General features: G+C 61.2%; 20 protein-coding genes. 10 read left to right on the forward strand and 10 right to left on the reverse strand.

What is annotated here, in order from left to right; all coding sequences use genetic code 11:
• Positions 1-63: 63 nt before the first annotated feature.
• Positions 64-1002: a LysR family transcriptional regulator gene (locus I6L47_RS19700; RefSeq protein ID WP_216949392.1), complete on the reverse strand. Its 939-nt coding sequence runs from the start codon at positions 1000-1002 to the stop codon at positions 64-66.
• 498 nt (positions 1003-1500) lie between these two features.
• On the opposite strand from I6L47_RS19700, the gene I6L47_RS19705 reads away from it, so the two are divergent.
• On the forward strand, positions 1501-2793 hold the full coding sequence (locus I6L47_RS19705; RefSeq protein WP_005338498.1) for an HAAAP family serine/threonine permease: 1293 nt from the start codon (positions 1501-1503) through the stop codon (positions 2791-2793).
• Positions 2794-2884: 91 nt separating this feature from the next.
• Here the strand turns inward: I6L47_RS19705 and I6L47_RS19710 are convergent, their stop codons facing one another.
• The gene (locus tag I6L47_RS19710) at positions 2885-3604 is read right to left on the reverse strand and encodes an ABC transporter substrate-binding protein (RefSeq protein ID WP_216948155.1); all 720 of its coding nucleotides are present in this window, start codon (positions 3602-3604) and stop codon (positions 2885-2887) included.
• Between the two features lie 91 nt (positions 3605-3695).
• On the reverse strand, positions 3696-4718 hold the full coding sequence (locus I6L47_RS19715; protein ID WP_136501484.1) for an MBL fold metallo-hydrolase: 1023 nt from the start codon (positions 4716-4718) through the stop codon (positions 3696-3698).
• Positions 4719-4872: 154 nt separating this feature from the next.
• Here I6L47_RS19715 and I6L47_RS19720 point away from each other — a divergent pair, with 154 nt between their 5' ends.
• From I6L47_RS19720 to pdxY, 6 genes are all read left to right on the forward strand, one after another.
• On the forward strand, positions 4873-5772 hold the full coding sequence (locus I6L47_RS19720) for a LysR family transcriptional regulator (protein WP_216948156.1): 900 nt from the start codon (positions 4873-4875) through the stop codon (positions 5770-5772).
• A gap of 101 nt (positions 5773-5873) precedes the next feature.
• Positions 5874-7154 carry an L-methionine/branched-chain amino acid transporter gene (yjeH, locus tag I6L47_RS19725; RefSeq protein ID WP_216948157.1) on the forward strand — a complete coding sequence of 427 codons (1281 nt, stop codon included), beginning with the start codon at positions 5874-5876 and terminating at the stop codon, positions 7152-7154.
• A 392-nt stretch (positions 7155-7546) separates the two neighbouring features.
• A complete protein-coding gene (gene cadC, locus I6L47_RS19730) occupies positions 7547-9094 on the forward strand; it encodes a lysine decarboxylation/transport transcriptional activator CadC (RefSeq protein WP_216948158.1) in 1548 nt (515 codons plus the stop codon).
• 751 nt (positions 9095-9845) lie between these two features.
• A complete protein-coding gene (cadB, locus tag I6L47_RS19735) occupies positions 9846-11180 on the forward strand; it encodes a cadaverine/lysine antiporter (RefSeq protein ID WP_216948159.1) in 1335 nt (444 codons plus the stop codon).
• 77 nt (positions 11181-11257) lie between these two features.
• Positions 11258-13390 carry a lysine decarboxylase CadA gene (locus I6L47_RS19740; RefSeq protein WP_042079860.1) on the forward strand — a complete coding sequence of 711 codons (2133 nt, stop codon included), beginning with the start codon at positions 11258-11260 and terminating at the stop codon, positions 13388-13390.
• A 93-nt stretch (positions 13391-13483) separates the two neighbouring features.
• Positions 13484-14344, forward strand: a complete 861-nt coding sequence (gene pdxY / locus I6L47_RS19745) for a pyridoxal kinase PdxY (protein ID WP_216948160.1) — start codon at positions 13484-13486, stop codon at positions 14342-14344.
• 76 nt (positions 14345-14420) lie between these two features.
• On the opposite strand, the gene I6L47_RS19750 is transcribed toward pdxY, so the two are convergent.
• Together I6L47_RS19750 and I6L47_RS19755 are read right to left on the reverse strand one after the other, a co-directional pair.
• Positions 14421-14858, reverse strand: a complete 438-nt coding sequence (locus tag I6L47_RS19750) for a PliI family lysozyme inhibitor of I-type lysozyme (RefSeq protein WP_040066645.1) — start codon at positions 14856-14858, stop codon at positions 14421-14423.
• Between the two features lie 58 nt (positions 14859-14916).
• Entirely contained in the window at positions 14917-16950 is a 2034-nt protein-coding gene (locus I6L47_RS19755) for a M13 family metallopeptidase (protein WP_216948161.1), read from the reverse strand.
• Between the two features lie 180 nt (positions 16951-17130).
• On the opposite strand from I6L47_RS19755, the gene tilS reads away from it, so the two are divergent.
• Positions 17131-18495: a tRNA lysidine(34) synthetase TilS gene (gene tilS, locus I6L47_RS19760; RefSeq protein ID WP_216948162.1), complete on the forward strand. Its 1365-nt coding sequence runs from the start codon at positions 17131-17133 to the stop codon at positions 18493-18495.
• An 84-nt stretch (positions 18496-18579) separates the two neighbouring features.
• Here the strand turns inward: tilS and I6L47_RS19765 are convergent, their stop codons facing one another.
• Positions 18580-19482, reverse strand: coding sequence for a GGDEF domain-containing protein (locus I6L47_RS19765; protein ID WP_216948163.1), 903 nt, complete (start codon positions 19480-19482; stop codon positions 18580-18582).
• A 118-nt stretch (positions 19483-19600) separates the two neighbouring features.
• On the opposite strand from I6L47_RS19765, the gene I6L47_RS19770 reads away from it, so the two are divergent.
• On the forward strand, positions 19601-21553 hold the full coding sequence (locus I6L47_RS19770) for a monovalent cation:proton antiporter family protein (protein WP_216948164.1): 1953 nt from the start codon (positions 19601-19603) through the stop codon (positions 21551-21553).
• Between the two features lie 28 nt (positions 21554-21581).
• On the opposite strand, the gene I6L47_RS19775 is transcribed toward I6L47_RS19770, so the two are convergent.
• From I6L47_RS19775 to I6L47_RS19790, 4 genes are all read right to left on the reverse strand, one after another.
• Positions 21582-22727 carry a patatin-like phospholipase family protein gene (locus tag I6L47_RS19775; protein ID WP_005347843.1) on the reverse strand — a complete coding sequence of 382 codons (1146 nt, stop codon included), beginning with the start codon at positions 22725-22727 and terminating at the stop codon, positions 21582-21584.
• A gap of 112 nt (positions 22728-22839) precedes the next feature.
• A complete protein-coding gene (locus tag I6L47_RS19780) occupies positions 22840-23718 on the reverse strand; it encodes an alpha/beta hydrolase (protein ID WP_216948165.1) in 879 nt (292 codons plus the stop codon).
• A gap of 81 nt (positions 23719-23799) precedes the next feature.
• Entirely contained in the window at positions 23800-24396 is a 597-nt protein-coding gene (locus I6L47_RS19785; protein WP_139493617.1) for a TetR/AcrR family transcriptional regulator, read from the reverse strand.
• 113 nt (positions 24397-24509) lie between these two features.
• Complete coding sequence (locus I6L47_RS19790) at positions 24510-25154, reverse strand: response regulator transcription factor (RefSeq protein ID WP_005338467.1); 645 nt, start codon at positions 25152-25154, stop codon at positions 24510-24512.
• Positions 25155-25324: 170 nt separating this feature from the next.
• Between I6L47_RS19790 and I6L47_RS19795 the strand changes: the two genes are divergently transcribed.
• Positions 25325-25951 carry a glutathione S-transferase gene (locus I6L47_RS19795; protein ID WP_040066653.1) on the forward strand — a complete coding sequence of 209 codons (627 nt, stop codon included), beginning with the start codon at positions 25325-25327 and terminating at the stop codon, positions 25949-25951.
• Positions 25952-25984 lie beyond the last annotated feature (33 nt).

A 25984-nucleotide genomic window follows, 5' to 3' on the forward strand; every position in this document is an offset into this window, starting at 1 on the left:
TCGGGGAGTTCGATTATCGAACAGCTAGTCTAGATTAATACTTATTTGGTGATAATCAGGGTTTCACTTGATGAATTGCTGAGTATTACTCACTAATCCGGGGTTTTGGTAGTGGGCTTTGAGCATGTCGATCAGGATGCGCAGGCCGCTGCCCAGTTGATGCCGACTGGGATAGAAGAGGTAAAAGCCGGCAAAGGTAGGGCACCAGGGCTCCAGCACGGTGAGCAGTTTCCCCTCCGCGACCTTCTGGCTCACCTCCTCTTCCAGACAGTAGGCCAGTCCCAACCCCGCCTCGGCGGCGCCCAGATAGAGGGCCGGGGTGCTGGTGGTGAGCGGCCCGGTCACTTCAATCTCCAGCATGGTGCCATCGGCGGCAAAGGCCCAGCGATAGTGATGGTGCGGGGTGAGGCGATAGCCGATGCAGGCGTGGCGGCTCAGCTCGCTCGGGTGCTCGGGCGCGCCGTGCTCCGCCAGATAGGCCGGGGAGCCCACCACCAGATAACGCTGGGGCGGGCCGAGGGGGATGCCGATCATCTCCTTGGGCAGCAGATCGCCATAAAAGAGCGCGGCATCGTAACCATCTTCAATCAGCCGAGGCATCAGCTCCTGCTCCACCACCTCCACCTGCATCCGCGGATAACGGGCCAGATAGTCGATCAGCACAGGTGCCAGCAGGCTGTCGATGGCGCCGCGGGGGGCGCAGAGCTTGAGCCTTCCCACCGGTTCATCGCTGTTGCGGGCCAGCTCGCAAAGCGCCTCTCCCAGGGTATTGAGGGTGGGGAGCAGCTGCTTGAGCAGCCGCTGGCCCGCTTCGGTCGGCACCACGGCGCGGGTACTGCGGTTGAGCAGCCGCACCCCCAGACGGGCTTCCAGCCCCTTCAGGCTATGACTGAGGGCGGAGGCGGAGACCCCGAGTTCGAGGGCGGCCTTGCTGAAACTGCGGTGACGGGCGACGGCGGCAAACACCGCCAGTTCGGCGAGATCGGTACGGGTAATGGTCATCATCAATCAACAAAAAGGCGTGAGTCACAAGGGTACGCCAAGGCCGTGCTGCACACAATCCGCGCTAAACTGGTGGCTTGTTGCAAATATGTAGCTGCTCGCAGGCCATTGATTCCAGTGAAACTAAGTTGAATTGTTAAAAAAAACTCACAATAAGGCGCTTTGAGTGTGATCTTGGTCGTCTGAAAGGCGACCAAAATCAAACTTTGGTTGATTAATTCAAAAAAACGCTGTGATTAATAAGGGCATTTAATTAAAGTCAGCCCATCAAGAGTGGCGCACGTTAATCGGTTGTTAAGTGAGACGGGCGCCGACCCTCAGGGTCAAAATCTCGCACTGTTGTTTGTTGCAATCCTGTTGTCACAAGGAGTGATGGCCAGGTTGCCGGGGGGCGAGAGGTTAATATCAAGGACGGACAGCAGGCGTTCCAGGGAGATGGAACCGGGCCAAGGCCCGACCAAACAAGAATCCCATTTTCCTAGATGACAGGAACAACGTATGTCTGACATGAATATTGCAGCTGATGGTCGTTTAGCCAGCAACACCTCCCGCGGCGTCAACAAGGCCGATGTGGTCTGGATGCTGGGTCTGTACGGTACCGCGATCGGTGCCGGTGTGCTCTTCCTGCCAATCAACGCCGGTGTAGGTGGCCTGTGGCCGCTGGTTGCCATGTTGATCCTGGCGCTGCCGCTGACTTTCTTTGCTCACCGTGGTCTGACCCGCTTCGTGCTGTCCGGCTCTACCCGTGATGGCGACATCACTGAAGTAGTAGAAGAGCACTTCGGCAAGACCGCAGGCAAATTCATCACCCTGCTCTACTTCTTTGCCATCTACCCGATCGTGCTGATGTATTCAGTCGCCATCACCAACACCGTCGAGAGCGTGATTGTTCACCAGCTGGGCATGTCTGCACCTCCCCGTGCCGTTCTGTCACTGGCTCTGATCCTCGGTCTGATGGCGGTTGTTCGTCTGGGCGGCCAGGTTATCGTTAAAGCGATGAGCGTGCTGGTATTCCCGTTCGTGCTCACCCTGATGGGTCTGGCGTTCTACCTGATCCCGCACTGGAACGGTGCCATCATCACTGAAGCTCCGGCCCTGTCCGACGCCTTCAACGGTGACTTCATCAAGACCCTGTGGCTGGCTATCCCGGTAATGGTGTTCTCCTTCAACCACTCCCCGATCATCTCCTCCTTCGCGGTGGACAACAAAGGTCGTTACGGTGAAGGTGCCGAGAAGAAGTGCAGCAACATCCTGCTGGGCGCCCACGTCATGATGGTGATGACCGTTATGTTCTTCGTATTCAGCTGCGTACTGAGCCTCTCCCCGGCTGACCTGGCTGCTGCCAAAGAACAGAACATCTCCATCCTGTCCTACCTGGCCAACCACTTCGATAACCCGGTTATCGGTACTGTGGCTCCGCTGATCGCCATGGTTGCCATCAGCAAATCCTTCCTGGGTCACTACCTGGGTGCGCAAGAAGGCATGAACGGCCTGATGGCCAAGGCGCTGCGCGAGAAGGGCAAGAACGTTGACACCAAGCAACTGAACAAAGTCACTGCCGTGTTCATGATCCTGACCACCTGGGCCATCGCTACCATCAACCCGAGCATCCTCGGCATGATTGAAGACCTGGGCGGCCCGATCATCGCAATGCTGCTGTTCCTGATGCCGATGTACGCCATCACCAAGGTTCCGGCCATGCGCAAATACGCTGGCAACATCAGCAACGGCTTCGTGACCATCATCGGCCTGATCGCCATGTCCGGTATCATCTACAAGCTGATTGCCTGATAACTCCGGTTACCAAGTTGAATGAAGAAGCCGCCTCGCAAGAGGCGGCTTTTTTTATGGCTGTTTGGGGCGGCGAGCGGATGCGGTATCGCTACTTCATCAGCTTCTTCACCTCATCGCTGGCCAGCGCCTTGTTGAATTTGTCCCGCGCCTCTTTCCCCTTGGCGGAGTTGGTAAAGCAGACGTGGAGGGACTTGTCCTCGAGGATCTTGCCGTTGAAGCCGAGGTTGGCGGCAACGTCCTTGAGTTGGGGATCGCTCTCCAGCAGATAGGTCATCACATTCTGGTCGATGACCGCCAGATCGAGCCGACCGTTGCCCAGTTTCAGCAGGTTTTGGCTGTCCGAGCTGGTGGCGTCGGCCGAGAGCGCCTTGCTGGCCACCTTTTCGTCAAACTCGGTGGTATTCACATAGCCGGTGACGACACCAATTTTCTTGCCCTTGAGGTCATCAAGGGTCTGCCAGGTGACCGGCTGATCGGCTCGCTGGGCAAAGCCGAGGGGGCCGTTACCTATGGGGTCGGAGAAGAGGCAACTGCTCTTGGGGTCGAGATACTCGGGGAAATAACCCAGTACCTCGGAGTTGTTGGTCGCCTCGTCCACGGCCCGTTGCCAGGGATAGAACTTGATGGTCAGCGGGTCGCCAGCCAGGGCAAAGGCTGCGGTCACCACCTGACTGCTCTTGCCCTGTTCAGGGAGGCTGGCGCTGGTGTAAGGGGGCCATTCAAGGCTGGTCAACACCGCCGCCTGAGCGGCCGACATGCCGAACAAGGGAAGAGTGGCCAGGGCGAGGTGCTTCCATTTCAGGCTCATAGAGATAACTCCTTGTGGTCAAACACCCCTTAAAGATAGCCCCCGGTGTCGATTGCGGATGCTGACCATGGCTGACCGGCATCCGTGCCATCTATTTGTTGTCGATATTCTCCGACTGCCAGAGGGCATAGCCCTTGCCGGAGGCAGTGGTGGGCAGATCAATCTGCATCAGGTCGTTGCCGATGACGAAGGGGCCGGTGTAGCGGGCGCGCAGATCCTGCGCCAGATCTTTGACCCTGATCTTGCCGTTGAGGCCGATATGGCTGAACACGGTCAGCGCCGGTTTGGCTTCGTTCATTACCCGGGCCGCCTGCTCGGGGGAGGCGAGGTGACCGGCGATCGCCTTGTAGCCGGGGTTGGCCTTCATCTGCTCGGCAGAGGTCATGGAGACGCAGTGCACCAGCAGGTCGGCCCCTTTGGCCTGCTTCACCACTTCGGGGCTGTAGCGGGTATCGCCGGAGAGCACCACGCTGTGGCCGTGGTAGTCGATGCGATAGCCGAATGACGGCTTGATGTTGACCCCGTGGTCGTTGTCAAAGGCAGTCACCTTGACCCCGTCATGGTTGTAGACCACCCCGGCGGTGACCTCGTGGCTGTTGATCTCCACCCCGTCCAGCGGCGTTCCCTCATCCTTGACCCGGGTGGCGATGTCGGTGGCGTAGGCCTGCTGCAAGCCACGGGCGAGAGCTGTGGTGCCTTTGGGGCCGTAGAGTTCCATCGGCGCGTGGCGCTGGCCATAGGCCGGTTGCAGCCAGCCGGTCAACCAGAGATCCGCCAGCCCGTTGGTGTGGTCTGAGTGAAAGTGGGTGAGGAAGAAGGCGTTGACCCGGCCGATGGGGATATGCAGCTGCCACAGGCGAGTTGCGGAGTTGCGGCCAAAATCGAACACCAGCTTCTGGTTGCCCGCTTCGACCAAGGTGCTGTAGCCGCCCCGGCTGATCTGGGGCACCGGAGTGCCGGTACCGAGCAGGCTGACCCGAAAGATATCGGGCCGGGCCTGAGTTGCTGAGGCAGGGGCATGATCGTGGTTGCTGATAAAGCTGCTCTCGGCGGCCTGACTGGCACCGCTGGCCAGCAGACCGACCAGTAATGCGGCCAGATAGGTACTTTTCATGGGAATTTATCCTGTGGGGGAGGGATGGCATCACTGTATTGGTAACTAAAAGTTGAATAAATTGGCTAAAATCCATTTCTTACTAAACTTTTGGTTGTGAATAGAGCCCTTGTCGCGGGCCAAACGGCCTTGAAACGGGCAAAAAGGAGGGGTTGTGGACCGATTGACCAGCATGCGTATCTTCACCCGGGTGGTGGATCTCGGCTCCTACAGCTCGGTGGCGAGCGAGCAGGGGATCAGCGCCCAGATGGTGGGCAAGCATGTGCTGGGGCTGGAGCAGTGGCTGGGGGGCAAGCTGTTTCACAAGACCACCCGCCAGCAGACTCTTACCGAGCTGGGCCAGCTGTTTTTGGCTCGCTGCCAGCGGGTGCTGGAGGAGCTGGCACTGACCGAGTCGCTCACCCAGAATCTGCTGGCCGAGCCGGCCGGCCGGCTGCGCATCGCCGCCCCCCTCAGTTTTGGCCACCATCGGCTGGTGCCGCTGCTGCCCGCTTTTCTCGACCGCTACCCCAAGCTGGATCTGGATCTGCAGCTCACTCCGCGCTGGGTCGATCTGGTGGAGGAGGGGTTCGACGCCGCCATCCGCACCCTGCGCCCGCAGGATGAGACGCTGATCGCCCGTCCGTTGCTGACCCAGCACTACCGCCTCTGCGCGGCCCCCGACTACCTCAATCGCCACGGCGTGCCCCGTCATCCGGCCGATCTCGCTCGCCACCAGTGTCTGCATGGCAACTGGGGCGAGCACGAGCGCTGGCAATTTGTCGGTGAGGGTGGCCAGAGCGAGGAGGTACGGGTCGCCTCGCGCCTGCGCATTAATCACTGGCCAGCCTTGTTGACGGCTGCGCTCTCGGGGGCAGGTATCACCTTGCAGCCCGCCGAACAGGTGCGTGAGCATATCGCTTCGGGGCGTTTGCTGCCGCTGCTTGGCCGCTATCAGAGCCCGGCCAAGACCCTCTACTTCATCTATCCGGCGGCGCGACGGCAGGTGCTCAAGATCACCCTGCTGGGGGATTTTCTGGCCGAGTCCCTGCAAGCTGAGCCCGAGCCTGAATAAAAGGCTGCATATTCTCGCCACCGCGCTTAACCATCGTGCTTAACAAAGGGGCGGAGCAGGCCTAACATGGCGGGATGTTTTTCTAGTCGGGACAAAAGGATATGTCTGGGTTGAAAAAGGATCTCGGGCTCTGGCAGGGGATGGGGCTGCTCGCCACCTCGCTGCTCGGCACCGGGATCTTCGTGGTACCGGCGACCGCCGCCTCGCTGGCGGGTGGGGCCTCGCTCTGGGCCTGGTTGCTGCTGATTGCGCTGGTGCTGCCCATCGCCTTTACCTTTGCTCGCCTCGGCCGTCGCTATCCCCATGCGGGCGGCGCGCCGCACCTGATTGGCCTCGCCTTTGGCAACGGCGCCGAGCGCTTCTCCGCCTTCCTCTTTCTGGCTGTGCTGCCGGTGGGGCTGCCTGCCGCCCTGATGATTGCCGCCGGCTTCTGGCATGCCCTGTTCGAGATGGGGGAGTGGACCCTCTGGGCCATCCAGCTGCTCACCCTGCTCGGGGTCTTTCTGCTGGGGCTGCGCGGGGCGCGCTCCTCCGGCAACCTGCAACTACTGATTGCGCTCGCCATTTTGGGGCTCACCCTGCTGATCTGGTTCAAGGGGGAGGTGAGCTGGCGCGATGCGGCCCGGCCGCTGCCGAGCGCGGATGAGTGGCCCCCTATGGCCACCGCGCTGGCGGTGATGTTCTGGTGTTTTGTCGGGCTGGAAGCCTTCGCCCACATGGGGGAGGAGTTCAAACGGCCGGAGCGGGATTACCCCATCGCTCTGCTCGGCGGGGTACTGCTGGCGGGGCTCATCTACTGGGTGCACTCGCTGGTGGTGCTCAAATATGGCCTCTACGGCGATGAGGCGAAAAACGCCACCGCCATCCCCTCCCTGCTGGCGCTGCTGTTCGGCCCCACCGCCAAGTGGCTGGTGGCGGTGCTCGGCTACCTCTCCTGCTTTGCCAGCATCAACATCTACATTCAGGGCTTTGCCCGGCTGATCTGGAGCATGGCGCGGGAAGGCAAGTTGCCCCCCTCGCTGGCCGTGCTCACCGCGCGCGGCGCGCCGCTGCGGGCGCTCACTCTGGTGCTCGCCATCTGTCTGCTCTGCATCACCCTCATCATCTGGCTGCGACTGCCGCTCGATGAGCTGATCCGCTACGCCAACGGCAACTTCGTGCTGGTCTACCTGCTCTGCATGGCGGCGGGCTGGCGCCTGCTCGGCGGGGTGGGCAAGGGGCTGGCGGGGATAAGCGTGCTGCTCTGCGCTCTGGTGCTGGTGGCGCTCGCCACTCAGGTGCTCTATGCGGTGGTGCTCAGTCTTGGCTACGGCGGCTTCTCGTTGTGGCGGCGTCATCTGCGCCGTAGTCGTCAGCAGGATGCGCTCCCGGTAGCGAAGTAACGTCTCCCCGATGGTCGAAGAAATGAGAAAGCCCTGATGTTCAGGGCTTTTTGATTCCGGCATATGGGATGTTCATATGAATACTAGTTGGCACGCTATTTGCCGAAAAGTGCGGTGTCGGATCAACTCAACGGCGATTTATAGCCAAAAAAAGTGGGATCCAGCTCCCGTTTTGCTTAAAGTGATCCCTTCCGATCCCGGTGGTCGGAATGCCCGCAAGGATGCCCTTCAGACGTAAACAGGATGGCCTGGCCAGACTGACTCTCAGAGATGTGATTGCTTCGGTTCTCTTTTTATCTGTCACCTGTGGTGATAGCGCCTTGTTCCGTTCAGTCAGCCCGGGTTTTGCGTCTCTCTCATCGTGCATTGTCACCATCTGCAGCGAGTGAATCATGAGCGAATCGGTTTTTGAGATCCACGACTGGACCCTGAGCGTTGACGACAACATGTTGTGTCGCCCCGACCGCGAGGTCTACCTTGAACCCAGACTGGTCAATCTGTTGCGGTTTCTGGCCCACAATGCCGGCACCGTGTTTGGTCGCGATGCCCTGATCAACGAGGTGTGGGATGGCGCCGAGGTGACCGATCAGGTGGTGACCCAGTCCATCTTCGAACTGCGCAAGATCCTCAAAGATGGTCGCACCGATGCGACCGACTATATCGTCACCGTGCCCAAGCGCGGCTACAAGCTGGTGGCACCAGTGCGGCCGCTACAGGTGGTTTCAGTGGTGATGGCGGACGAGCAGCCCGCGGTCAATACCGCTCTCTCAGACAACCCGACGCTCTCCGATCTGAGCCCGCCAGCGACTGAGCAGGATGATGATGCACAGCCCAATGTTGCCCCTTTTCCCGCCGGGCCCCTGACCCGCGCCATCTCCACCCATGCCAAGGATGCCCGTAGCCGCTGGAAGATGGTGAGTTTCGATATCTTCGTTGCCATCGTGCTGATCGCCATTGTCAGCATGCTCAGCTACCAGCACACCAGCCCCCAGGTGCATGTCATGCTGGATCCCAATCTGCTGGTGTTCCGCTTTCACTCCGGCATGGATGACAACAACGAGAACGTGCGCCTCGCCGACGGCATTACCCGCGCCCTGATGGGGGAGGTGGCGGTGGCCACGCCGCTGCGGGTGCAGTACGGCGCCACCACTCTGATGGGGGGCATCATGCCCGGCAAGGAGCTGAGTGTGCGGGTCACCCGCCAGCCCCGTGGCACCTATCTCGATCTGGAGTATCGCAATATCAACACCAACCGGGTGCTGTTCAGCCATCAGTACCAGCTCAGTCGCCACAGTGTGCACGGCGTGTTGCAGGCCAGCAGCCAGGATCTGCTGCGTGCCCTCGACCAGCCCGATGCCGAGCCGGGGATAGGCTGGCCGACCGATGATGCCTCCCTGATGGCGATGATGGAGGCGCAGTACTACATCAACAGCCGGGATCCGGTCGCCCTCAAGCGTGGGATTGATCTGCTGGAGCAGGCGCTGATTGCCCATCCGGATCAGCCGCTGCTGTTGGCGGAGCGCTATCTGGCAGGCGAGGCGCTGGCCACCCTGGCGGGCAAATCCGAGAGCGAGCGGCTGCAGGGGATTGGCACTCATCTCGCCAGCGTGGTGCAAAACAGCGGTGCTCTCCCTGCTCGGGTGTGGGAGGCGTTGACCCTGCAGGCGATCCTCAACGGCCAGCAACAGCAGGCCAACTATCTGCTGGAGAAGGCGGCGAGTCGCGGCCGCTCGGTGCTCTACTACATACTGCAGGGCAAGCTGGCGGAGCTGGATGGTCGCCCCGAGGCGGCGGGGGATGCCTACAGTCAGGCCTTCCTGATGGAGGCGACCGAGCAGACCTATCTGCTCTGCCAGCAGCTCGGTTTCTACAGCAATATGGAGAGCCTCACTCCGGCTCTGTTCAATGCGCTGGGCCAGAGCAAGGTGAAGCTCTTCTAACACCGCAGTGTTGGTTTTCCCCCGGTCGGTGCGGTTGCCGACCTCATCCACAGGCTGCCTTCGGGCGGCCTGTGCTGTTTCTGCTTGTTTCAATCCTGCTTGTTTGCCACCGGGGATAGTCGCTCTGGTGCGGCCCGATTTATCCCCCCGCAGTTCCCCACTATCTGCCTTTGTCTTGCACGCGGCATTCGCTGCACTCGCGTTTGTTCGGCTTCACGCCGCGCACGCAGCTTGTGACATCTGCTCATTGTCGGTTGCGGGATAAGCTGTCTGTCTCGACCCATTTCTCATTGTTTACCGGTTATCGCCGTTGCGCTTTACCTCTGAGTTTGGATTGTGATGAGCCGAGCTGAGGGGCGAACAGGAGGTGAGTGGCCACTCAGGGTGATGGTCAGCTGGGCGTTCGGATGGTTACAAGGGGAGGGGGCGCAATGGGCGCTGCTTTATCCCGGGTTTATCTGACCAAAAATATCAAGACGGCGAGATAAGGGGGTTATCAAGGGGCAAAAACGGGTTGGCCGGATATCAAGGTTTTATCAAGAGGGCTGTGTGATGTGATGTCAATTGACTGTTTTTAAATGGTTTTTATCAAAAGTGACGAGGCGGCGAAAAAAGTTGCCTCATATTTTTATCCGTTAGCTGGTCTTTATGTTTTCCGGGGATGAGAGGCCTAGTCTGTGCCCATTCTTTGGCGGGGCGTTCCGCCAAATGTGTATGTGACGACCCGACCTTTTATAGAACCGGAGATCTTATGTCCCTCGATACGAGCAAGAAGATTGGCCTTATCGCCTGTACAGGTGTGGTGGCCGGCAACATGATGGGGAGCGGTATCGCACTGCTGCCTTCGGCACTGGCCACCATCGGCTCCATCTCTGTCTTTAGCTGGGCAATCTGTCTGGTAGGCGCCATGGGCCTCGCCTTTGTCTTCGCCCGCCTTGCTACCAAGAACCCGCAAGAGGGTGGCCCCATTGCTTACGCTGGCGAGATCTCTCCGGTGTTCGGTTTCCAGACCGGTGTGCTTTATTACCACGCCAACTGGATCGGTAACCTGGCCATCGCCATTACCGGCGTCTCCTACCTCTCGGTCTTCTTCCCCATTCTCAACAGTCCCATTCCGGCCGCCGCAGCCACCATCGCTGCCGTCTGGATCTTCACCTTCGTCAACCTGCTTGGCGGTAGCTGGGTGAGCCGACTCTGTACTCTGGGTCTGGTGCTGATCCTGCTGCCGGTTGTCGGTACTGCGGTGATGGGTTGGGGTCATTTTGATGCCACCGTCTACAGCCAGAACTGGAACACCACCAGCGGCAGCGACCTGCATGCGGTCATCAGCGCCGTGCTGATCTGCCTCTGGTCTTTCGTCGGTGTTGAATCCGCCGCGGTCTCTTCCGGCATGGTGAAGAATCCCAAGCGTACCGTACCGCTCGCCACCATGCTGGGTACCGGTATCGCGGGTGTTATCTACATCCTCTCTACCCAGGTGATCAGCGGCATGTTCCCGGCCGGTGAAGTGGCTGCTTCCGGCGCCCCGTTTGCCATGGCCTCTTCCGCCATCTTCGGTAGCTGGTCTGCACCGTTCGTCTCTGCCTTCACCGCCCTGGCCTGCTTCACCTCGCTCGGTTCCTGGATGATGCTGGTAGGCGAGGCGGGCAAGCGTGCCGCCAACGACGGCAACTTCCCGAAAATCTACGGCGAAGTGGACAAGAACGGCGTGGCCAAGAAGGGTCTGATCCTGGGTTCCCTCAAGATGACTGCCCTGATGGTTGGCCTGACCGCCTTCACTTCCCAGTCCGCTCACGCTGCTGATCTCTTCAATGTGCTGACCACAGATGCGGTGCTGCTGACCATGCTGCCCTACTTCTACTCCAGCATTAACCTGATCCGTTTTGAAGGCATGACCTCCCGCAGCATCGGCGCCATGATCTTCTCCGGTGTGGCCTGTGTCTTCTGTCTGGTAGCCCTGATGGGTGCCAAGGGTTCCAACCTCACCGCTACCTTCGTGGTGTCGCTCATCATCCTGATGTTCTACGCCAAAAAACAGGGTCTGCGTCAGCACGACGCCCTGCTGAAAGAACAACCCAGCAACTAATTCCCCCTTTTATCTTCCGAGCGCTCTTCACTCACCATCCCTGATGGAGAGCGCCCCTTTACGTGTGGAGCATTACGATGAATATCATTGCCATCCTCAACCACCTGGGCGTTTTCTTTAAAGAAGAACCCATTCGCCAGCTGCAAGCCTCCCTCGAGCGCAAGGGTTTCGAGGTTGTTTATCCGGTCGACGTCGCCGACCTGCTGAAACTGATCGAGAAGAACCCCCGCGTTTGCGGCGCCATTTTCGACTGGGACAAATACTCTCTGGGTCTGTGCAAGGAGATCCACGATCGCAACGAGAAGCTGCCGATCTTCGCCTTTGCCAACGACCAGTCCACTCTGGATATTCACCTGACCGACCTGCGTCTGAACGTGCACTTCTTCGAGTACCGTCTCGGCATGGCTGACGACATCGCCCTCAAGATGGGTCAGGCCACTCAGGAGTATCAGGACGCCATCCTGCCGCCGTTCACCAAGGCACTGTTCAAGTACGTGGAAGAGGGTAAATACACCTTCTGTACTCCGGGTCACATGGGCGGTACCGCCTTCCAGATGAGCCCGGCCGGCAGCATCTTCTATGACTTCTATGGCCCGAACGCGTTCAAGGCCGACGTCTCCATCTCCATGCCGGAGCTGGGCTCCCTGCTGGATCACTCCGGTCCGCACAAGGAAGCCGAAGAGTACATCGCCCGTACCTTCAACGCCGATCGCTCCTATATCGTCACCAACGGCACCTCCACTGCCAACAAGATCGTCGGCATGTTCTCCGCGCCGGCCGGCAGCACAGTGCTGGTTGACCGCAACTGCCACAAGTCGCTCACTCACCTGATGATGATGAACGACGTGACGCCGATCTACTTCCGTCCGACCCGCAACGCCTACGGCATTCTGGGTGGTATCCCGCAGAGCGAATTCAGCCGCGACACCATCGCTGCCAAGGTTGCCGCGACACCGGGTGCCCAGGCTCCCCGTTACGCCGTCGTCACCAACTCCACCTATGATGGCCTGCTCTACAACACCGGCTTCATCAAGGAGAGTCTGGATACCCCTTACATCCACTTCGACAGTGCCTGGGTACCTTACACCAACTTCAGCCCGATCTACGAAGGCAAGTGCGGCATGAGTGGCGAAGCCATGCCGGGCAAGGTGTTCTATGAAACCCAGTCCACCCACAAGCTGCTGGCGGCCTTCTCCCAGGCCTCGATGATCCACATCAAGGGTGACGTGGAGGAAGAGACCTTCAACGAAGCCTTCATGATGCACACCTCCACCTCGCCGCAGTACGGCATCGTGGCATCGACCGAGATCTCCGCTGCCATGATGCGTGGCAACACCGGCAAGCGTCTGATCAAGGACTCCATCGATCGCGCCATCTCCTTCCGCAAAGAGATCAAGCGTCTGCGTGATCAGAGCGAAGGCTGGTTCTTCGACGTATGGCAGCCGGACAACATCGACACCGTCGAGTGCTGGAAGCTGGATCCGAAAGATGACTGGCACGGCTTTAAGGACATCGATGACAACCACATGTACCTGGATCCGATCAAGGTCACCCTGCTGACCCCGGGTATGGGTCGTGATGGCCAGCTGCTGGAGAAGGGCATCCCTGCTTCACTGGTCTCCAAGTTCCTGGACGAGCGCGGCATCGTGGTCGAGAAGACCGGCCCTTACAACATGCTGTTCCTCTTCTCCATCGGTATCGATCAGTCCAAGGCGATGCAGCTGCTGCGCGCCCTGACCGAGTTCAAGCGTGGTTACGATCTGAACCTGACCATCAAGAACATCCTGCCGAGCCTCTATCGTGAAGATCCGAGCTTCTACGAAGGGATGCGCATTCAGGAGTTGGCCCAGAGCATCCACGATCTGACCTGCAAATACCGTCTGCCGGAGCTGATGTTCAAGGCGTTCGATGTGCTGCCGGAGATGAAGATGACCCCGCACGCTGCATGGCAGCAAGAGCTGGCGGGCAATCTGGAAGAGGTGCCGTTGCGTGACATGGTTGACCGCATCAGCGCCAACATGATCCTGCCGTACCCGCCGGGAGTTCCGTTGGTACTGCCGGGCGAGATGGTGACCCAGGATTCTCTGCCGGTGCTCGAGTTCCTCGAGATGCTGTGCGAGATCGGTGCCCACTACCCGGGCTTCGAGACCGACATCCACGGCCTCTATCGTCAGGCCGATGGCAGCTACACCGTCAAGGTGCTGCGTTAATCGACAGTGACAACAGTCGAAAGTGACAACAACGGGCCGCAAGGCCCGTTTTTCCCTCCGGAATTCCTGTTCTTATTGCGTGAGTCGCCAACCATGAAGCGAGTGCTCTCCATTCAATCCCATGTGGTCTTTGGCTGTGCCGGCAACAGCGCCGCCGTTTTTCCCATGCGTCGCCTCGGGATCGAGGTGTGGCCGATGAACACTGTGCAGTTCTCCAACCACACCCAATACCGCGAAGGCTGGCAGGGGATGGTGATGCCCGGCGGTCATATCCGTCAGCTGGTAAACGGCCTGGCGGAGATCGGCGTGCTGGCCGAGTGCGATGCGATCTTGAGCGGCTACCTCGGCTCGGCCGAACAGGGGGAGGAGATCCTGGCGGCGGTGGCCCGGCTCAAGGCGCTCAATCCGGCCGCCATCTATTTTTGCGACCCCGTGATGGGTCACCCCGACAAGGGGTGCATAGTGGCACCCGGCGTCGCCGATTTTCTGAAAACCAGGGCACTGGCCTGCGCCGATATGTTGGCTCCCAATCTGCTGGAGCTGGAACAGCTCACCGGCCGCGATATCCGCAATGTGCCGGAGGCCATCGAAGCGTGCCAGCAGCTGCGCGCGCAAGGGGTCAAGCTGGTGATGGTCAAGCATCTGGGCAAGGCAGGTTTTGCCATGGACCGCTTCGAGATGCTGCTGGTGTGCGAGGAGGGAACCTTTCATCTCTCCCGCCCGCTCTACCCTTTTGCTCGCCACCCCATCGGGGTGGGGGATCTGCTGAGCGCCACCATGCTGGCCAATCTGCTGGCCGGTTGTACCCCGGTAGCGGCGTTCGAGCTTACCAACGCCAGCGTTGATGCCGTGCTGTCCCGGACCTGGCTGGCGGGGGCTTACGAGCTGCAACTGGTAGCGGCCCAGCACGAGATGGCGCTGCCGCAGGTCTCCATCCGGGCGACCCGCCTCTGAGCTGGTTACGCCAACAGCAGAAACAACAAAGCCCTGATCATCAGGGCTTTTTACATTTCAGATTCGGGGAGATGACTTAGTCTTGCGGGCTTTTGAGCGCCTTGACCACATCCTCTTTGGGCTCCAGCTCCTTGACCTGATTGAAGATCTCCAGCTCCCCTTGCGGGCTGACGGTGTAGGCATCGGCATCCTGATAGCTGCCGCTGCCAGCGCTCTCGATGATGACCACCAGCTCGGGCTGTTTGTCGCCATTCAAATCGACCAGTTTCAGCTCCCGGATAAAGCCGTTGCGGGCCATCACCTTGCCATCCTGAAACTCATCCAGTGGAAATTGGGCGTTCTGGCCCGAATAGAGCCGCACGTCATAGCTGCCGATGGAGGCGGGTTCACCGGCCCCCTGCGCCACCCGGATCACCTGCCCGGAGGGGAGGGTCAGTTGCTTGCTAAATCCCTCTTCGGCCTGTGCCGCCAGCGGCAGGGTCAGCAGCCCTGCCATCATCAATGCTCTGTTCATCTTGCAACCTCTTGCTGTCTCTTGAGTGCGGGCTCCCGGGGAGCCCGCCGTGATGCTGTTACCAGATCTTCACCCGCTTCTGGGGCGGCAGATAGAGTTTGTCCCCCGGCTGGATGTTGAATGCCTCATAGAAGGCGGGAATATTCGGCACCACACCGTTAACCCGGTACTCGGGGGGCGAGTGGGGGTCGGAGCGCAGCAGCATCTGCATCAGCTCGGGGCGATACATCCCCTTCCACACCTGCGCCCAGCCGAGGAAGAAGCGCTGTTCGCCGGTGAAGCCATCCAGCACCGGCGCCTCCTTGCCATCCAGTGACAGCTCGTAGGCCTTGTGGGCGATGGTGAGACCGCCCAGATCGCCGATGTTTTCCCCCAGGGTAAACTGGCCGTTGACGAACTGGCCGTTGATGGGCTCGAAGCGGTTGTACTGGGCCACCAGACGGCTGGTGCGGAAGCGGAACTCCTTGAGATCTTGCGGCGTCCACCAGTCGCGCATCATGCCGTCGCCGTCGGATTTGGCCCCCTGATCATCAAAACCGTGGCCCATCTCGTGGCCAATGACCCCGCCGATGGCGCCGTAGTTGACCGCATCATCCGCCGTCATGTCGAAGAAGGGGGGCTGCAAAATGGCCGCCGGGAAGACGATCTCGTTGTTGCTCGGGTTGTAGTAGGCGTTCACCGTTTGCGGCGACATGTGCCACTCGTCCCGGTCGACCGGCTTGCCGAGGCGCGCCAGACTGTCTGCGTATTCAAAGGCTTGCGAGCGTTGCAGGTTGCCCACCAGATCATCCGGTTTGATGGCGATGGCGCTGTAATCCTTCCACTTGTCGGGGTAGCCGATCTTGGGGCGGAACTTGGCCAGTTTCTCGAGTGCCTGCGCCTTGGTCTCGGGCGACATCCAGTCGAGCTCCTTGATGCTCTGGCCGTAGGCGGTGCGCAGGTTCTCCACCAGCTGCTCCATCCGCTCCTTGGCTGCTGGCGGGAAGTAGCGGGCCACATAGAGCTGGCCGACCGCTTCACCCAGATGATCGTTCAGCACCCCGAGCGCCCGCTCCCAGCTGGCGCGCTGCTTGGGCGTGCCGCTCAATGTGGTGCCGTAGAAGGCGAAGTTGGCGCGGTCGGTCTCGCTGTCGAGATAGGGGGCGTAGTCGGTCAGCAGTTGCCACTTGAGGTAGGCCTGCCAGTCGGCGATGGGGGTCTGGGCCATCACTTGATCCAGCGCGCTCAGATAGGTCGGCTGGCCGATGATGAGATCCGGCTGGCCAGCAATGCCCGCGGCATTGAGATAAGCCTGCCAGTCGAGGTGGGGGGCGAGCCGTGCCAGTTCGCTGGCGGGGCGCTTGTTGTAGTTCTTCTCCCGATCCCGCAGCGCGACGTTGTCCCACTGGATGGTGGCGAGCCGGGTTTCGAGGGCCAGAATCCGTTTGGCCTTGCCGCTCGGGTCAGATTCCCCGAGGCGGCTCAGCATGGCGGCGATATGCTGCTGGTACTTCTGGCGCAGGGCCTGGCTGTCGGGATCCTGCTTGAGGTAGTAGTCCCGATCCGGCAGCCCCAGTCCACCTTGATAGAGGTAGACCGCATAGCGGTCGGGGGACTTGGCATCGGCGTCGATCCAGATGCCAAACGGCGCGCCGCCGCCCATGCGGCCCGACTGGGCAAAGGCACGGGCCAGCGCGGCCTGATCACCGATCCGATCGATGTCGGCCAGCGCCGGTGCCAGCGGGGTGAGCCCCTTGGCGTCACGGCTAGCCTGATCCAGATAGCTGGCGTAGAGATCGCGGATCTGCTGGGTCGGCGTGCCGGTGGCGGCCTCCTGCTTGGCCAACCCCTCGACCAGCACCCGCACATCGGCGAGGGATTTGTCCCGCAGCATGTAGAAGGCGCCATCGGCGGGGCGATCGTCGGGGATCTTGGCGGTGGCGAGCCACTTGCCATTGACGTAACGGAAGAAGTCATCGCCGGGTTTGACCTGGGTGTCCATATTGGCCAGCGCCAGCCCGGAGTGTTTGGGGGAGTCTTGCGGTGCCTGACTACAGCCAGCCAGCAGGGCCAGTCCAATCAGGCCGGCCAGTAAGCTTTTCTTATTGTTCATCTTGTTTGATTCCAATTCCGATTGTTTGCTTCCCTGCCCATCTTCCTTGCTCCAACCGGTTGTGCGACCGCCTTGCGGCCAGCCTGGTGGAGAGGGCGGGCGAGCCTCACTCTAGCAGCAGGGTTGCAGCTTGATAAGCCCGACTCTGCTAAGATCGGCCGGTCCGTTTTGGGGAAGCCTATGATTTCTCATCTTTATTCTCGCTTTTGTCTGACTATGCCAGCACCAGAAGGTTCCACCGGTCTGCTGGTGGCCTTCAGTGGCGGCCTCGACTCCACCCTGCTGCTGGTACTGGCGGCGCAGTATGCCCGCGAGCACAGCCTGCCACTTCGCGCCCTGCACGTGCATCACGGCCTCAGCCCCCATGCCGATGAGTGGGTCGCTCATTGTGAAGCCGTGTGTCAGCAATTGGCGGTGGAGCTGCTGGTCGAGCGAGTGACTCTGGCCCGCGGCAATGGCGAGAGTCTGGAGGCGCAGGCCCGCACCGCCCGTTACCAGCGGCTGACCGCCCGGATGCGGGAGGGGGAGTGGCTGCTCACCGCCCACCATCAGGACGATCAGCTGGAGACCCTGCTGCTGGCCCTCAAGCGCGGCGCCGGTCTGCGTGGCCTGGCGGGGATCCTGCCAAGCCAGCCCTTTGCTGGCGGCCTGTTGCTGCGGCCGCTGCTCGATATGAGTCGCGCCGAGCTGGCCGAGGCGGCGGCGAGCCTCCCCTTTGGCTGGGTAGAGGATGAGAGCAATCAGGACGTGAGCTATGACCGCAACTTTTTGCGCCAGATGCTTATCCCCCAGCTCAAGGCGCGCTGGCCCGCCATGGCCCAGACCGCTGCGCGCAGCATGGCCCTGTGCGCCGAGCAGGAGGCACTGCTGGACGAGCTGGCCGAGAGCGACTGGCAGCTGGCGGGCGAGGGGGAGGCGCTCCATATCGGCCCGCTGCACGCCCTTTCATCCACCCGGCGCAACAACCTGCTGCGCTACTGGATCCGCCGTCAGGGGGGCGAGATGCCATCCCGTGAGCAGCTTGCCCGGCTGTGGCAGGAGGTAGCGCTGGCGCGCGGCGATGCCAATCCCCAGCTCAACTGGGGGCGCCAGAGCTGCCGCCGTTTTCAGGAGCGGCTCTATCTGGTGAGCCCTGACCTGCAACCCTGTCATCAGGTGTTGCCGCTGACCGTGGGTGAGCCGCTGACCCTGCCGGACGGTTTGGGCGAGCTGGTGGTGAGTATGGCGGAGAGCGGCGAGGGGCTGCTGCGTTCCCCCCGAGCGGACGAGCCCCTCTCGGTGCGTTTTCAGGTAGCGCCCGGGATCCCCCTCAAACCGGTGGGGCGAAGCGGCAGTCGGCGGATGAAGAAGCTGCTGCAGGAGTATGGCGTGCCTTCTTGGCAGCGGGGGCGCATCCCCATCCTCTACTATGGCGAGCAGGCGGCGGCGGCGGTGGGGCTCTTTGTCTGCGACGGCTTTATGGCTGAGGGAACAGGTCTGGTCTGTCACTGGCAGGGGGAGCGATGCAGCTCCGGTTCTGCCCGAGCAGGATCTTGCCTGAGGTGATCTCGGTGTGAGGGGGGATTAGCCCCAAAAAAAGAAGCTCCGGTCACATGGCGCGCATGTGCCGGAGCAAAGAAGAGTTCGGGATTATTCGTTAGGGCTGGCCTTGCCGGCTTTTTTGCGGGCGTAGAGGTGACTGTCGGCCGCCTCGTAGAGGCTCGGCACATCGATCCCGGATTGCCAGCTGGCGGCGCCAAGGCTGCATCCGACCGAGAAGGTGCTGAGCTCCTTGTTGGTCATCAACATATGCTGCAGTCGCAGCCAGACCGGGCGCCACGCCTCGGGTTCTGCCGGTTGCAGCAGCAGGGCAAATTCATCTCCCCCGAGCCGGAAGGCTTGATCGGTGCTGCGGATGCACCCCTTGAGCAGCTGGGCGAAGCGGCTCAGCACCAGATCCCCCACCGGATGACCCCAGGTATCATTGATCTGCTTGAAGCGATCGAGATCCAGCAGCACCAGCACCAGACCGTGGGGCTCGCGGCTGTGCTGCTCGATGGCGCGGCCGATGGCCTCGTCAAAGTAGGAGCGGTTGCCAAGGCCGGTCAGGTGATCGAGCCGGACCAGCTGATCCAGTTTTTCCAGCCGCAGATAGAGGGGCAGCAGCAGGCAGAGCAGCTGATGGTATTGCATCAGTACCCGTTGCTGGCTGCCGCTCAGCGGATGTTCCAGCTCGTAGTGAAGCTGGCCGAGCAGCTGGCCGTGCTGGCCGCGCAGCTCGAACGGATAGTTGTGCAGGTTGAGGGTGGCCAGCGGCGGGTGCTGGATCAGCACATGGGGCTGGCCACAATCGAGGTAGAGACCGTGGATCCTGACAATTCTTGCCGCACGATCGGCAAAAGTTGTCAGCAGACCGCCGAGATCGCTCTGCCCCAACAACTGCTCGAGCAACTGGTTGCGTTCAACGCTGGGCAACGGCGTGAGCCGCTCCATCTGGCGAACCCACTGCTCGATGCCATGGCTAAAGCCATTAAGTGACGACGTATTTTCCATGGTCTTCCACCTGTAACACCTGACTACTGTCTCCTCCCTGCAATTGGCATGCCCAATATATCTTTCCTGCCCGCCAGATCGGCTGACTAAGCTTAAGTCGATAAAAGGAGAGGAAAATTTGTACACCGACCTGTTGATCCTGCTGTTCGCCGCCGTCCTGCTGGTGGCAACTTTCCGGCGCCTCGGCTTGCCGGTCATCCTCGCCTACCTGATTGCCGGCGTCTTGCTCGGCCCCCACGGGCTGGCGGTGATCACCGGCCAGTCGATCATGCAGACCATTGCCGAGCTCGGGATCGTCTTTCTGATGTTCTCGCTGGGGCTGGAGTTCTCCCTGCCGAAATTGCTGGCGATGCGCCGGTTGGTGCTGGGGGTCGGGATGTTGCAGGTGCTGCTCACGTCACTGCTCTTCTTCGCCATCGGCTGGTGGTGGGGGCTGGGTCTGGCCCAGTCGCTGGTGGTAGCGGGAACGTTGGCACTCTCCTCGACGGCGGTAGTGATCAAGCAGCTCGGCGAGCAGAAGCAGCTCCATACCCGCCGCGCCCAACTGGGGGTGAGCGTGCTGCTGTTTCAGGATCTGGCGGTGGTACCCCTGCTGGTGATGATCCCGATCCTCGCCCAGCCGGAAGTGCAGGGGAGCGCCCTGGCCGCCGAGATCGCCTGGGCCACCCTCAAGGGGCTGTTTGCTCTCTTCACTCTGCTGGCGGTGGGCAAGTGGTTGCTGCCGCTGCTGTTTCACGAGGTGGCGCGGGCCCGCTCCGACGAGCTTTTTGTGCTGAGCGCCCTGCTGGTGGCGCTGCTGGCCGCCTACATGACCCATTCGCTCGGGCTGTCGATGGCGCTGGGGGCGTTTCTGGCGGGGATGATGCTGGGGGAGTCCCACTACCGTCATCAGCTTGAGGTAGACATCAAGCCCTTTCGCGATGTGCTGATGGGGCTCTTCTTTATCACCATCGGCATGGCCATGGAGTGGGAGCTGGTGGCGCGGGCTTGGTGGCAGGTACTGATCTGCGTGGTGTTGCTGGTGCTGTGCAAATCCCTGCTGGTGCTGCTGGCCGGGCGGCTGATGGGGGAGCGAAAGCGCGACAGCATGGCCGCCGGCATCATGCTCAGTCAGGTGGGGGAGTTCGGCTTCGTGTTGCTGGCGCTGGCGCTGCACCACGGCTTGCTGGGTCAGCAGCTGGTCTCCCTGCTCATCGGCATCGGCATCATCTCCATCGCCATGACCCCCTGGCTGGTGACCCAGGCCCATTCGCTGGCCCGCAGCCTCACCGATCCGGCGCTGCTGACTCGCTCCGAGGTGGCACAGTCGGGCCTGAGCAAAAACCAGCATGTCATCATCGCCGGCTTTGGCCGGGCGGGGCAGACCTGTGCCCGCTTTCTCAAGATCGAGGAGATCCCCTTTCTGGCCCTAGACCTCGACCCGGAGCGGGTAAGCGAGGCCAAGCTGGCGGGGGAGCAGGTGGCCTTCGGCGACGCCAGCCGCCGCGATATTCTGCTGGCCGCCGGGTTGTTGCGGGCACGGCTGGTGATCATCACCTTTGATGATCGCAAGCGGGTGGAGGCGATGCTGGCACTGATCCGCGAACTGGCGGGGGATCTCAAGGTGCTGGTGCGTACCCGGGATGACAGCTTTCTGGAGCAGTATAAGCAGGCGGGGGCTTTCGAGGTGATCCCCGAATCCCAGGAGGGTGCCCTGATGCTGGTCTCCCACCTGCTGCTCAATTGCGATATCCCCATCGGTCGGGTGATCCGCCGGATGGAGCTGGAGCGCAGCAGCCAGTATCGCTTCCTGCACGGCTTCTACTGGGGGGATCAGAGTGCCAGCAATCTGGAGGCAGATCAGCTGCTTGAACGCCTCCATCCGCTGTTGCTGCACGATCAGGCGTGGGCGGTAGGCCGTGAAGTGCGCGAGTTGCCGCTTGATGAGGTGCGGATCAAGGAGGTGCAGCGCGGCGATCTGAGTCTGGAGCCCAGACCCGAGCTGGTGCTGGCGGCTGGCGATCGGCTGATCCTGTTTGGTACCGTGGTGGCGATGGAACAGGCTGAGCAGCGTTTGCTGGAGGGACGCTGAGTTCCCTCGGACTCATCGGCCGCGCCCTTTATTCCCGCTCTTTTGGTAGCCCTTCGATATCGAGGAAGGCGACGACCCGCTCCCGCTCTCTCAGGGTGTCCTGATAGCCCAGCTTGATCAGCTGCTGACAATAACCCGGATAGAACATCAAAAAGCTGGCCAGACTGCTGGTCTCATCCCCCTTCACGCCCAGCACCCGCAACAGGCGGCGCAACTTTAGCGGCAGTTTGCGCAGGTAGGCCAGTGCGATGGTGTCGAGATCCTGACTCGGTTTCAGCACGCAGGTCTCCACCCGCTTCAGCTTGAGGCGATTGCGCTCCCGCTCCGGGATCAGATCCAGAGTCTGGTTGATGCGCCACAGCCGCTCCAGATCGGAGTTGAGAGTGTCGGTAAAGACCGTATCGAGCAGATGGCTGGCGATATTGGAGCTGGTGAGATGACCGTGGTGATGGGTCGGCGCCGAGTGGGCTGGCGGATCCAGGGTGATCAGTAGGATCCGCTCCGCCCCCAGATGGATGGCGGGGCTGAGCGGGCTCAGCTGGTGGATGGATCCGTCGCCGTAGAACTTCTCGCCGATCCGGGTGGCTGGAAAGACGAAGGGGAGCGCCGAGGAGGCGAGCAGGTGCTCAGATGTAAGCACGGTGCGCACCCCGCGCCGTCTGGCCCGCTCCCACGGATGGTGGTCGGCCCGCCCCTGAAAGAAGGTGGTGGAGAGACCGTCGTCGTAATCCGATGCCGTGATGGCCAGCGCCTCCAGACTGCCGTAGAGGATGTTGTCATCGATGCGGTGATAGTCGATGAGCTGATCCAGCAGGCGGTGCAGTGGCGCGTTGTCAAAGAGGTGAAAGGCGTGGTTGGTGTGGGGGTTGATCAGCCCTGCCGACCCTTCGTACATCAGCCGCCACAGCAGTCGGCCGGGGTGAAAATCGAAGATGTGGTGAGTCTCGAAACGGCGCCAGACCCACTCCAGCTTGCGCACCCCCAGATGGAAGCAGGAGGCGTAGCAGGCCAGTGCGGTGACATTGATGGCCCCCGCCGAGGTGCCACACAGGATGGGAAAAGGGATGCCGAGATTGCGCGGGTAGAGCTCCGCAATCGCCTTGAGGGCGCCGACCTGATAGGCGGCGCGGGCACCGCCACCGGTGAGCAACAACGCTGTATTGGGTCTGGCCATATGCTGGCGCCTTATCGTGTTCTGACAAGAATGTTCCCACTGACAAGTTAACTATAAGGCGCTGTATCAAATATAAAAACGGGAGCTCGCCCGTTTTTTTCATGGCCCCATGTCAAAGGGCGCGGTGAGGATTTTCCGGCCGCGCCAGCTGATCGAAGGCGGCGAATACCGGGGCACTGGCAAGAATGCGACCGTGGCCCAGACCCCGGGTGCTTACCAGCCGGGTATGACCATCCTGACTGGCCCGCAAGGAATCGCCGTGCGGGGCAAATCTGTCCTCCTCGTCGTGCACGATTATTGCCGCACCGCTGCGACTGGCGAGGCGACCCAGCGGGTCGACCGTGCTCAAGGGGTGCTGGTACTCTTGCTCAATCTCCTTGACCACCGCATCGAACAACCGGATGGAGTAGCCGGAGCGCGCCACCATGCCGTAGAGCTGGGGCACATAGTCGAGCACCGGCGAAATCAACAGCAGCGGCAGGGTATCGATACCCGGCTGACGGCTGGAGAGGGTGACGGCGCCCCCCATGCTATGGGCGATGACCCCGTGCAGCTGACCTACTTCGTTGGCCAGCTTGGTTGCCAGCTCGTCGAAGGCGCGTACGAAGCGGGGCAGGTGGCCTGTGTTGCCTGCACTCTGGCCGTGGGCCGGATGATCGTAGGCAATGGCGGTGAAACCCTGCGCGGCGATATGGCTCATCAGCGGATAGAACTGGCTAGCGCTGCCTGACCAGCCGTGCATCAGCAGCCACAGCGGCCCCTGACCGAGCCGATAGCTCATCAATACCCCTTCGCTGGTATGGACGGCCTGCTTCACCAGACCGGCAGGTTCGTGGCCACCCCGCTGGTTGCGCTGGGGGGTGAGCAGTAACTTGCTGGCGGTGCGCTTGGCATGGGTGGGGGCGAGTCTGTGGTGTAACCGGGTGCCGATCCCCAGCAGCCATTTGCTCGGGCTGAAGCGGCGGGTGTTGAAGTAGATCTTGCTGCTCATGGTCATCCTGTGGTTTTTATGTGCGAACGGTCGTGCTTTTTGTCGGTTTTTAAAAATTAGTGTTGAACGGATGCCAAAACATCAGCGCCAGCTGCTCAGCAGAGCGTCCACCTCGGGCCAGAAGTGGCGGGCCGGATCCTGACACAGTTCGAGATCGTTGAACACCTGATCCGCCAGATAGAGGCCATAGAGGCGATAAACGGCGCGCCAGGGATCCATCTCCTGTCGCCACTCGCCTGCGGCCTGACCCTGCACCACCTGACGGGCCAGATAGTCGAGCCAGAAGCGCACCAGTTGCCGGGCGGCTTGCTGCACCTGGCTCTTTTGCTCATGGCCATCCTGCGCCGAGGTCCAGGCATCGAGGAACATGCAGCGTCCGGCAAAGCAGTGGTTCCATGCCTGCCAGGCGCGCAGCAGAGCGATCAGCTTGTCGTGCTGGCTCTGGTGCTCCTGCTGGCGTACCGGCTGGATCACCCGCAGCCGGAACACCTCGGCGGCGTACTCCAGCACGGCGATCTGCAGATTGTCGCGGGATTGAAAGTGGGCAAACAGGCCGCTTTTGGACATCTCGCAGGCGCTGGCCAGCGAGCCGATGGTCAGACTCTCCAGCCCTTGCTGGCTCGCCTGCTCGAAGGCAGTCTGCAAAATGTTTTCCCGGGTCAGGCGCCCCTTGCTCATCACTCTCTCCTCGTTGGCGCTGGCAGCATAAAGTACGATCGTGCTAATTGTCGAGCAACAAATAGCCAGCATGGCTGGCTATGTCGTCTCCCGCGTGTCACGGCGCGCGGGTTTCAGCTCTCCTTGATATCGAGCTGTTGCAGGGCGATGACCGCCTGAGTGCGGTTCTTGACCCCCAGTTTTCTGAAGATGGCGGTGATATGGGCCTTGATGGTGGCCTCGGAGACATTGAGCTCCCAGGCGATCTGTTTGTTGAGGCTGCCATCGCGCAGCATGATCAGCACCTTGTACTGCTGGGGGGTGAGGCTGGCTAGCTTGCTGGCGAAATCGGGGCCGTCTTCCGATTCAGGATGTAGCGAGATGCCTTCCGGCACCCAGTTATCCCCCCCGATCACCGTATTGAGGGCGTTGACCAGCTCCTTCATCGGCACTGACTTGGGAATAAAGCCGAGCGCCCCGAGCCGCAACACCTGCTGGATGATGGCCGCATCTTCCGAGGCGGAGACCACCACGATGGGCAGGTCGGGATACTGGCCGCGCAGGTGGGCCAGCCCCTCGAAGCCGTTGGCCCCCGGCATCTTGAGATCGAGCAGCAACAGGTCGACCTCGGGGTGCTCGCCGAGCAGGCTGGTCAGGCTGTCGATGGAGTCCGCTTCCAGCAATTGGGCGTCGTTGATGGCCATGTGCACCGCTTGGTAGAGGGCGCCCCGAAACAGGGGGTGGTCATCTGCGATGACGATGGTAAATTGGCTGTCCATATTTCGGTTAATGGCTCACATTGTTGCTAACTGATTGTTTTGAAAAATCAAACTAGCATCGCTCACCAAGAGGGTCAAACCCGCCGGTGCGCAAATGTGAAGCGACCATCGGATGTTTTGCCATCAGGGCAGATCGGCCGGTCGCAGGCAACTCATGCAGGAGGCAACAGATGGGATCCTTGGTATTGGCGGTGGGCACCGGCTCCACCTGGGCGATGCGGGCGGCACTGGTGCTCGCCATGAGCGGGCTGACGTGGCAGGAGCAGGTGTTCGATCTGGAGGATGCCAAGTCGCTGGCCCGGCTCAAGCGGCTGGCACCGGCCGGTCTGGTGCCCTGGCTCGAACACGATGGCGTGCGGGTTCACGACTCGCTGGCCATCGCCGAATATGTTCACGAGCTCTGTCCCGACCGCCAGCTCTATCCCGTTTCGCTGGCCGAGCGGGCACTGGCTCGCAGCCTCTGCGCCGAGTTGCACGCGGGATTTCGGCAGATCCGTTCTCTGCTCCCCTTCTTTCTTGGGGCGCCAACCCGTATCGATCCCCCGGTGGAGGCGGTCGGTGAGCTGGCCCGTTTGCAGGAGATCTGGTCGCAGGCGCGGGGCCCCTTCTACTTTGGCGAGGCGGGCATTGTCGATGCCTTCTATGCGGTGATGGCCTATCGGCTGGCCAGCTACGGCATCCTGTTGCCCGGTCAGGCCGGAGCCTATCAGCAGGCGCTGCTCTCTTGGCCTCTGTGGCAGGAGACCCTGCTCAAGGCGCGGTTGCAGTGGCCGGTAGCGGCGCGCCAGTCACAGTGAGCCTTGGCAGATAGATAAACGAGAGAGGGGGGC

The sequence above is a fragment of the Aeromonas sp. FDAARGOS 1417 genome (genome assembly GCF_019046985.1).
Lineage (GTDB): Bacteria > Pseudomonadota > Gammaproteobacteria > Enterobacterales > Aeromonadaceae > Aeromonas > Aeromonas veronii.

What these genes read in the sequence shown, in the direction of transcription:
- I6L47_RS19700 (WP_216949392.1), bottom strand. Translation starts at nt 1,002, where the DNA reads ATGACCATTACCCGTACCGATCTCGCCGAACTGGCGGTGTTTGCCGCC.
- I6L47_RS19705 (WP_005338498.1), top strand. Translation starts at nt 1,501, where the DNA reads ATGTCTGACATGAATATTGCAGCTGATGGTCGTTTAGCCAGCAACACC.
- I6L47_RS19710 (WP_216948155.1), bottom strand. Translation starts at nt 3,604, where the DNA reads ATGAGCCTGAAATGGAAGCACCTCGCCCTGGCCACTCTTCCCTTGTTC.
- I6L47_RS19715 (WP_136501484.1), bottom strand. Translation starts at nt 4,718, where the DNA reads ATGAAAAGTACCTATCTGGCCGCATTACTGGTCGGTCTGCTGGCCAGC.
- yjeH (WP_216948157.1), top strand. Translation starts at nt 5,874, where the DNA reads ATGTCTGGGTTGAAAAAGGATCTCGGGCTCTGGCAGGGGATGGGGCTG.
- cadC (WP_216948158.1), top strand. Translation starts at nt 7,547, where the DNA reads ATGAGCGAATCGGTTTTTGAGATCCACGACTGGACCCTGAGCGTTGAC.
- cadB (WP_216948159.1), top strand. Translation starts at nt 9,846, where the DNA reads ATGTCCCTCGATACGAGCAAGAAGATTGGCCTTATCGCCTGTACAGGT.
- I6L47_RS19740 (WP_042079860.1), top strand. Translation starts at nt 11,258, where the DNA reads ATGAATATCATTGCCATCCTCAACCACCTGGGCGTTTTCTTTAAAGAA.
- pdxY (WP_216948160.1), top strand. Translation starts at nt 13,484, where the DNA reads ATGAAGCGAGTGCTCTCCATTCAATCCCATGTGGTCTTTGGCTGTGCC.
- I6L47_RS19750 (WP_040066645.1), bottom strand. Translation starts at nt 14,858, where the DNA reads ATGAACAGAGCATTGATGATGGCAGGGCTGCTGACCCTGCCGCTGGCG.
- I6L47_RS19755 (WP_216948161.1), bottom strand. Translation starts at nt 16,950, where the DNA reads ATGAACAATAAGAAAAGCTTACTGGCCGGCCTGATTGGACTGGCCCTG.
- tilS (WP_216948162.1), top strand. Translation starts at nt 17,131, where the DNA reads ATGATTTCTCATCTTTATTCTCGCTTTTGTCTGACTATGCCAGCACCA.
- I6L47_RS19765 (WP_216948163.1), bottom strand. Translation starts at nt 19,482, where the DNA reads ATGGAAAATACGTCGTCACTTAATGGCTTTAGCCATGGCATCGAGCAG.
- I6L47_RS19775 (WP_005347843.1), bottom strand. Translation starts at nt 22,727, where the DNA reads ATGGCCAGACCCAATACAGCGTTGTTGCTCACCGGTGGCGGTGCCCGC.
- I6L47_RS19780 (WP_216948165.1), bottom strand. Translation starts at nt 23,718, where the DNA reads ATGAGCAGCAAGATCTACTTCAACACCCGCCGCTTCAGCCCGAGCAAA.
- I6L47_RS19785 (WP_139493617.1), bottom strand. Translation starts at nt 24,396, where the DNA reads ATGAGCAAGGGGCGCCTGACCCGGGAAAACATTTTGCAGACTGCCTTC.
- I6L47_RS19790 (WP_005338467.1), bottom strand. Translation starts at nt 25,154, where the DNA reads ATGGACAGCCAATTTACCATCGTCATCGCAGATGACCACCCCCTGTTT.
- I6L47_RS19795 (WP_040066653.1), top strand. Translation starts at nt 25,325, where the DNA reads ATGGGATCCTTGGTATTGGCGGTGGGCACCGGCTCCACCTGGGCGATG.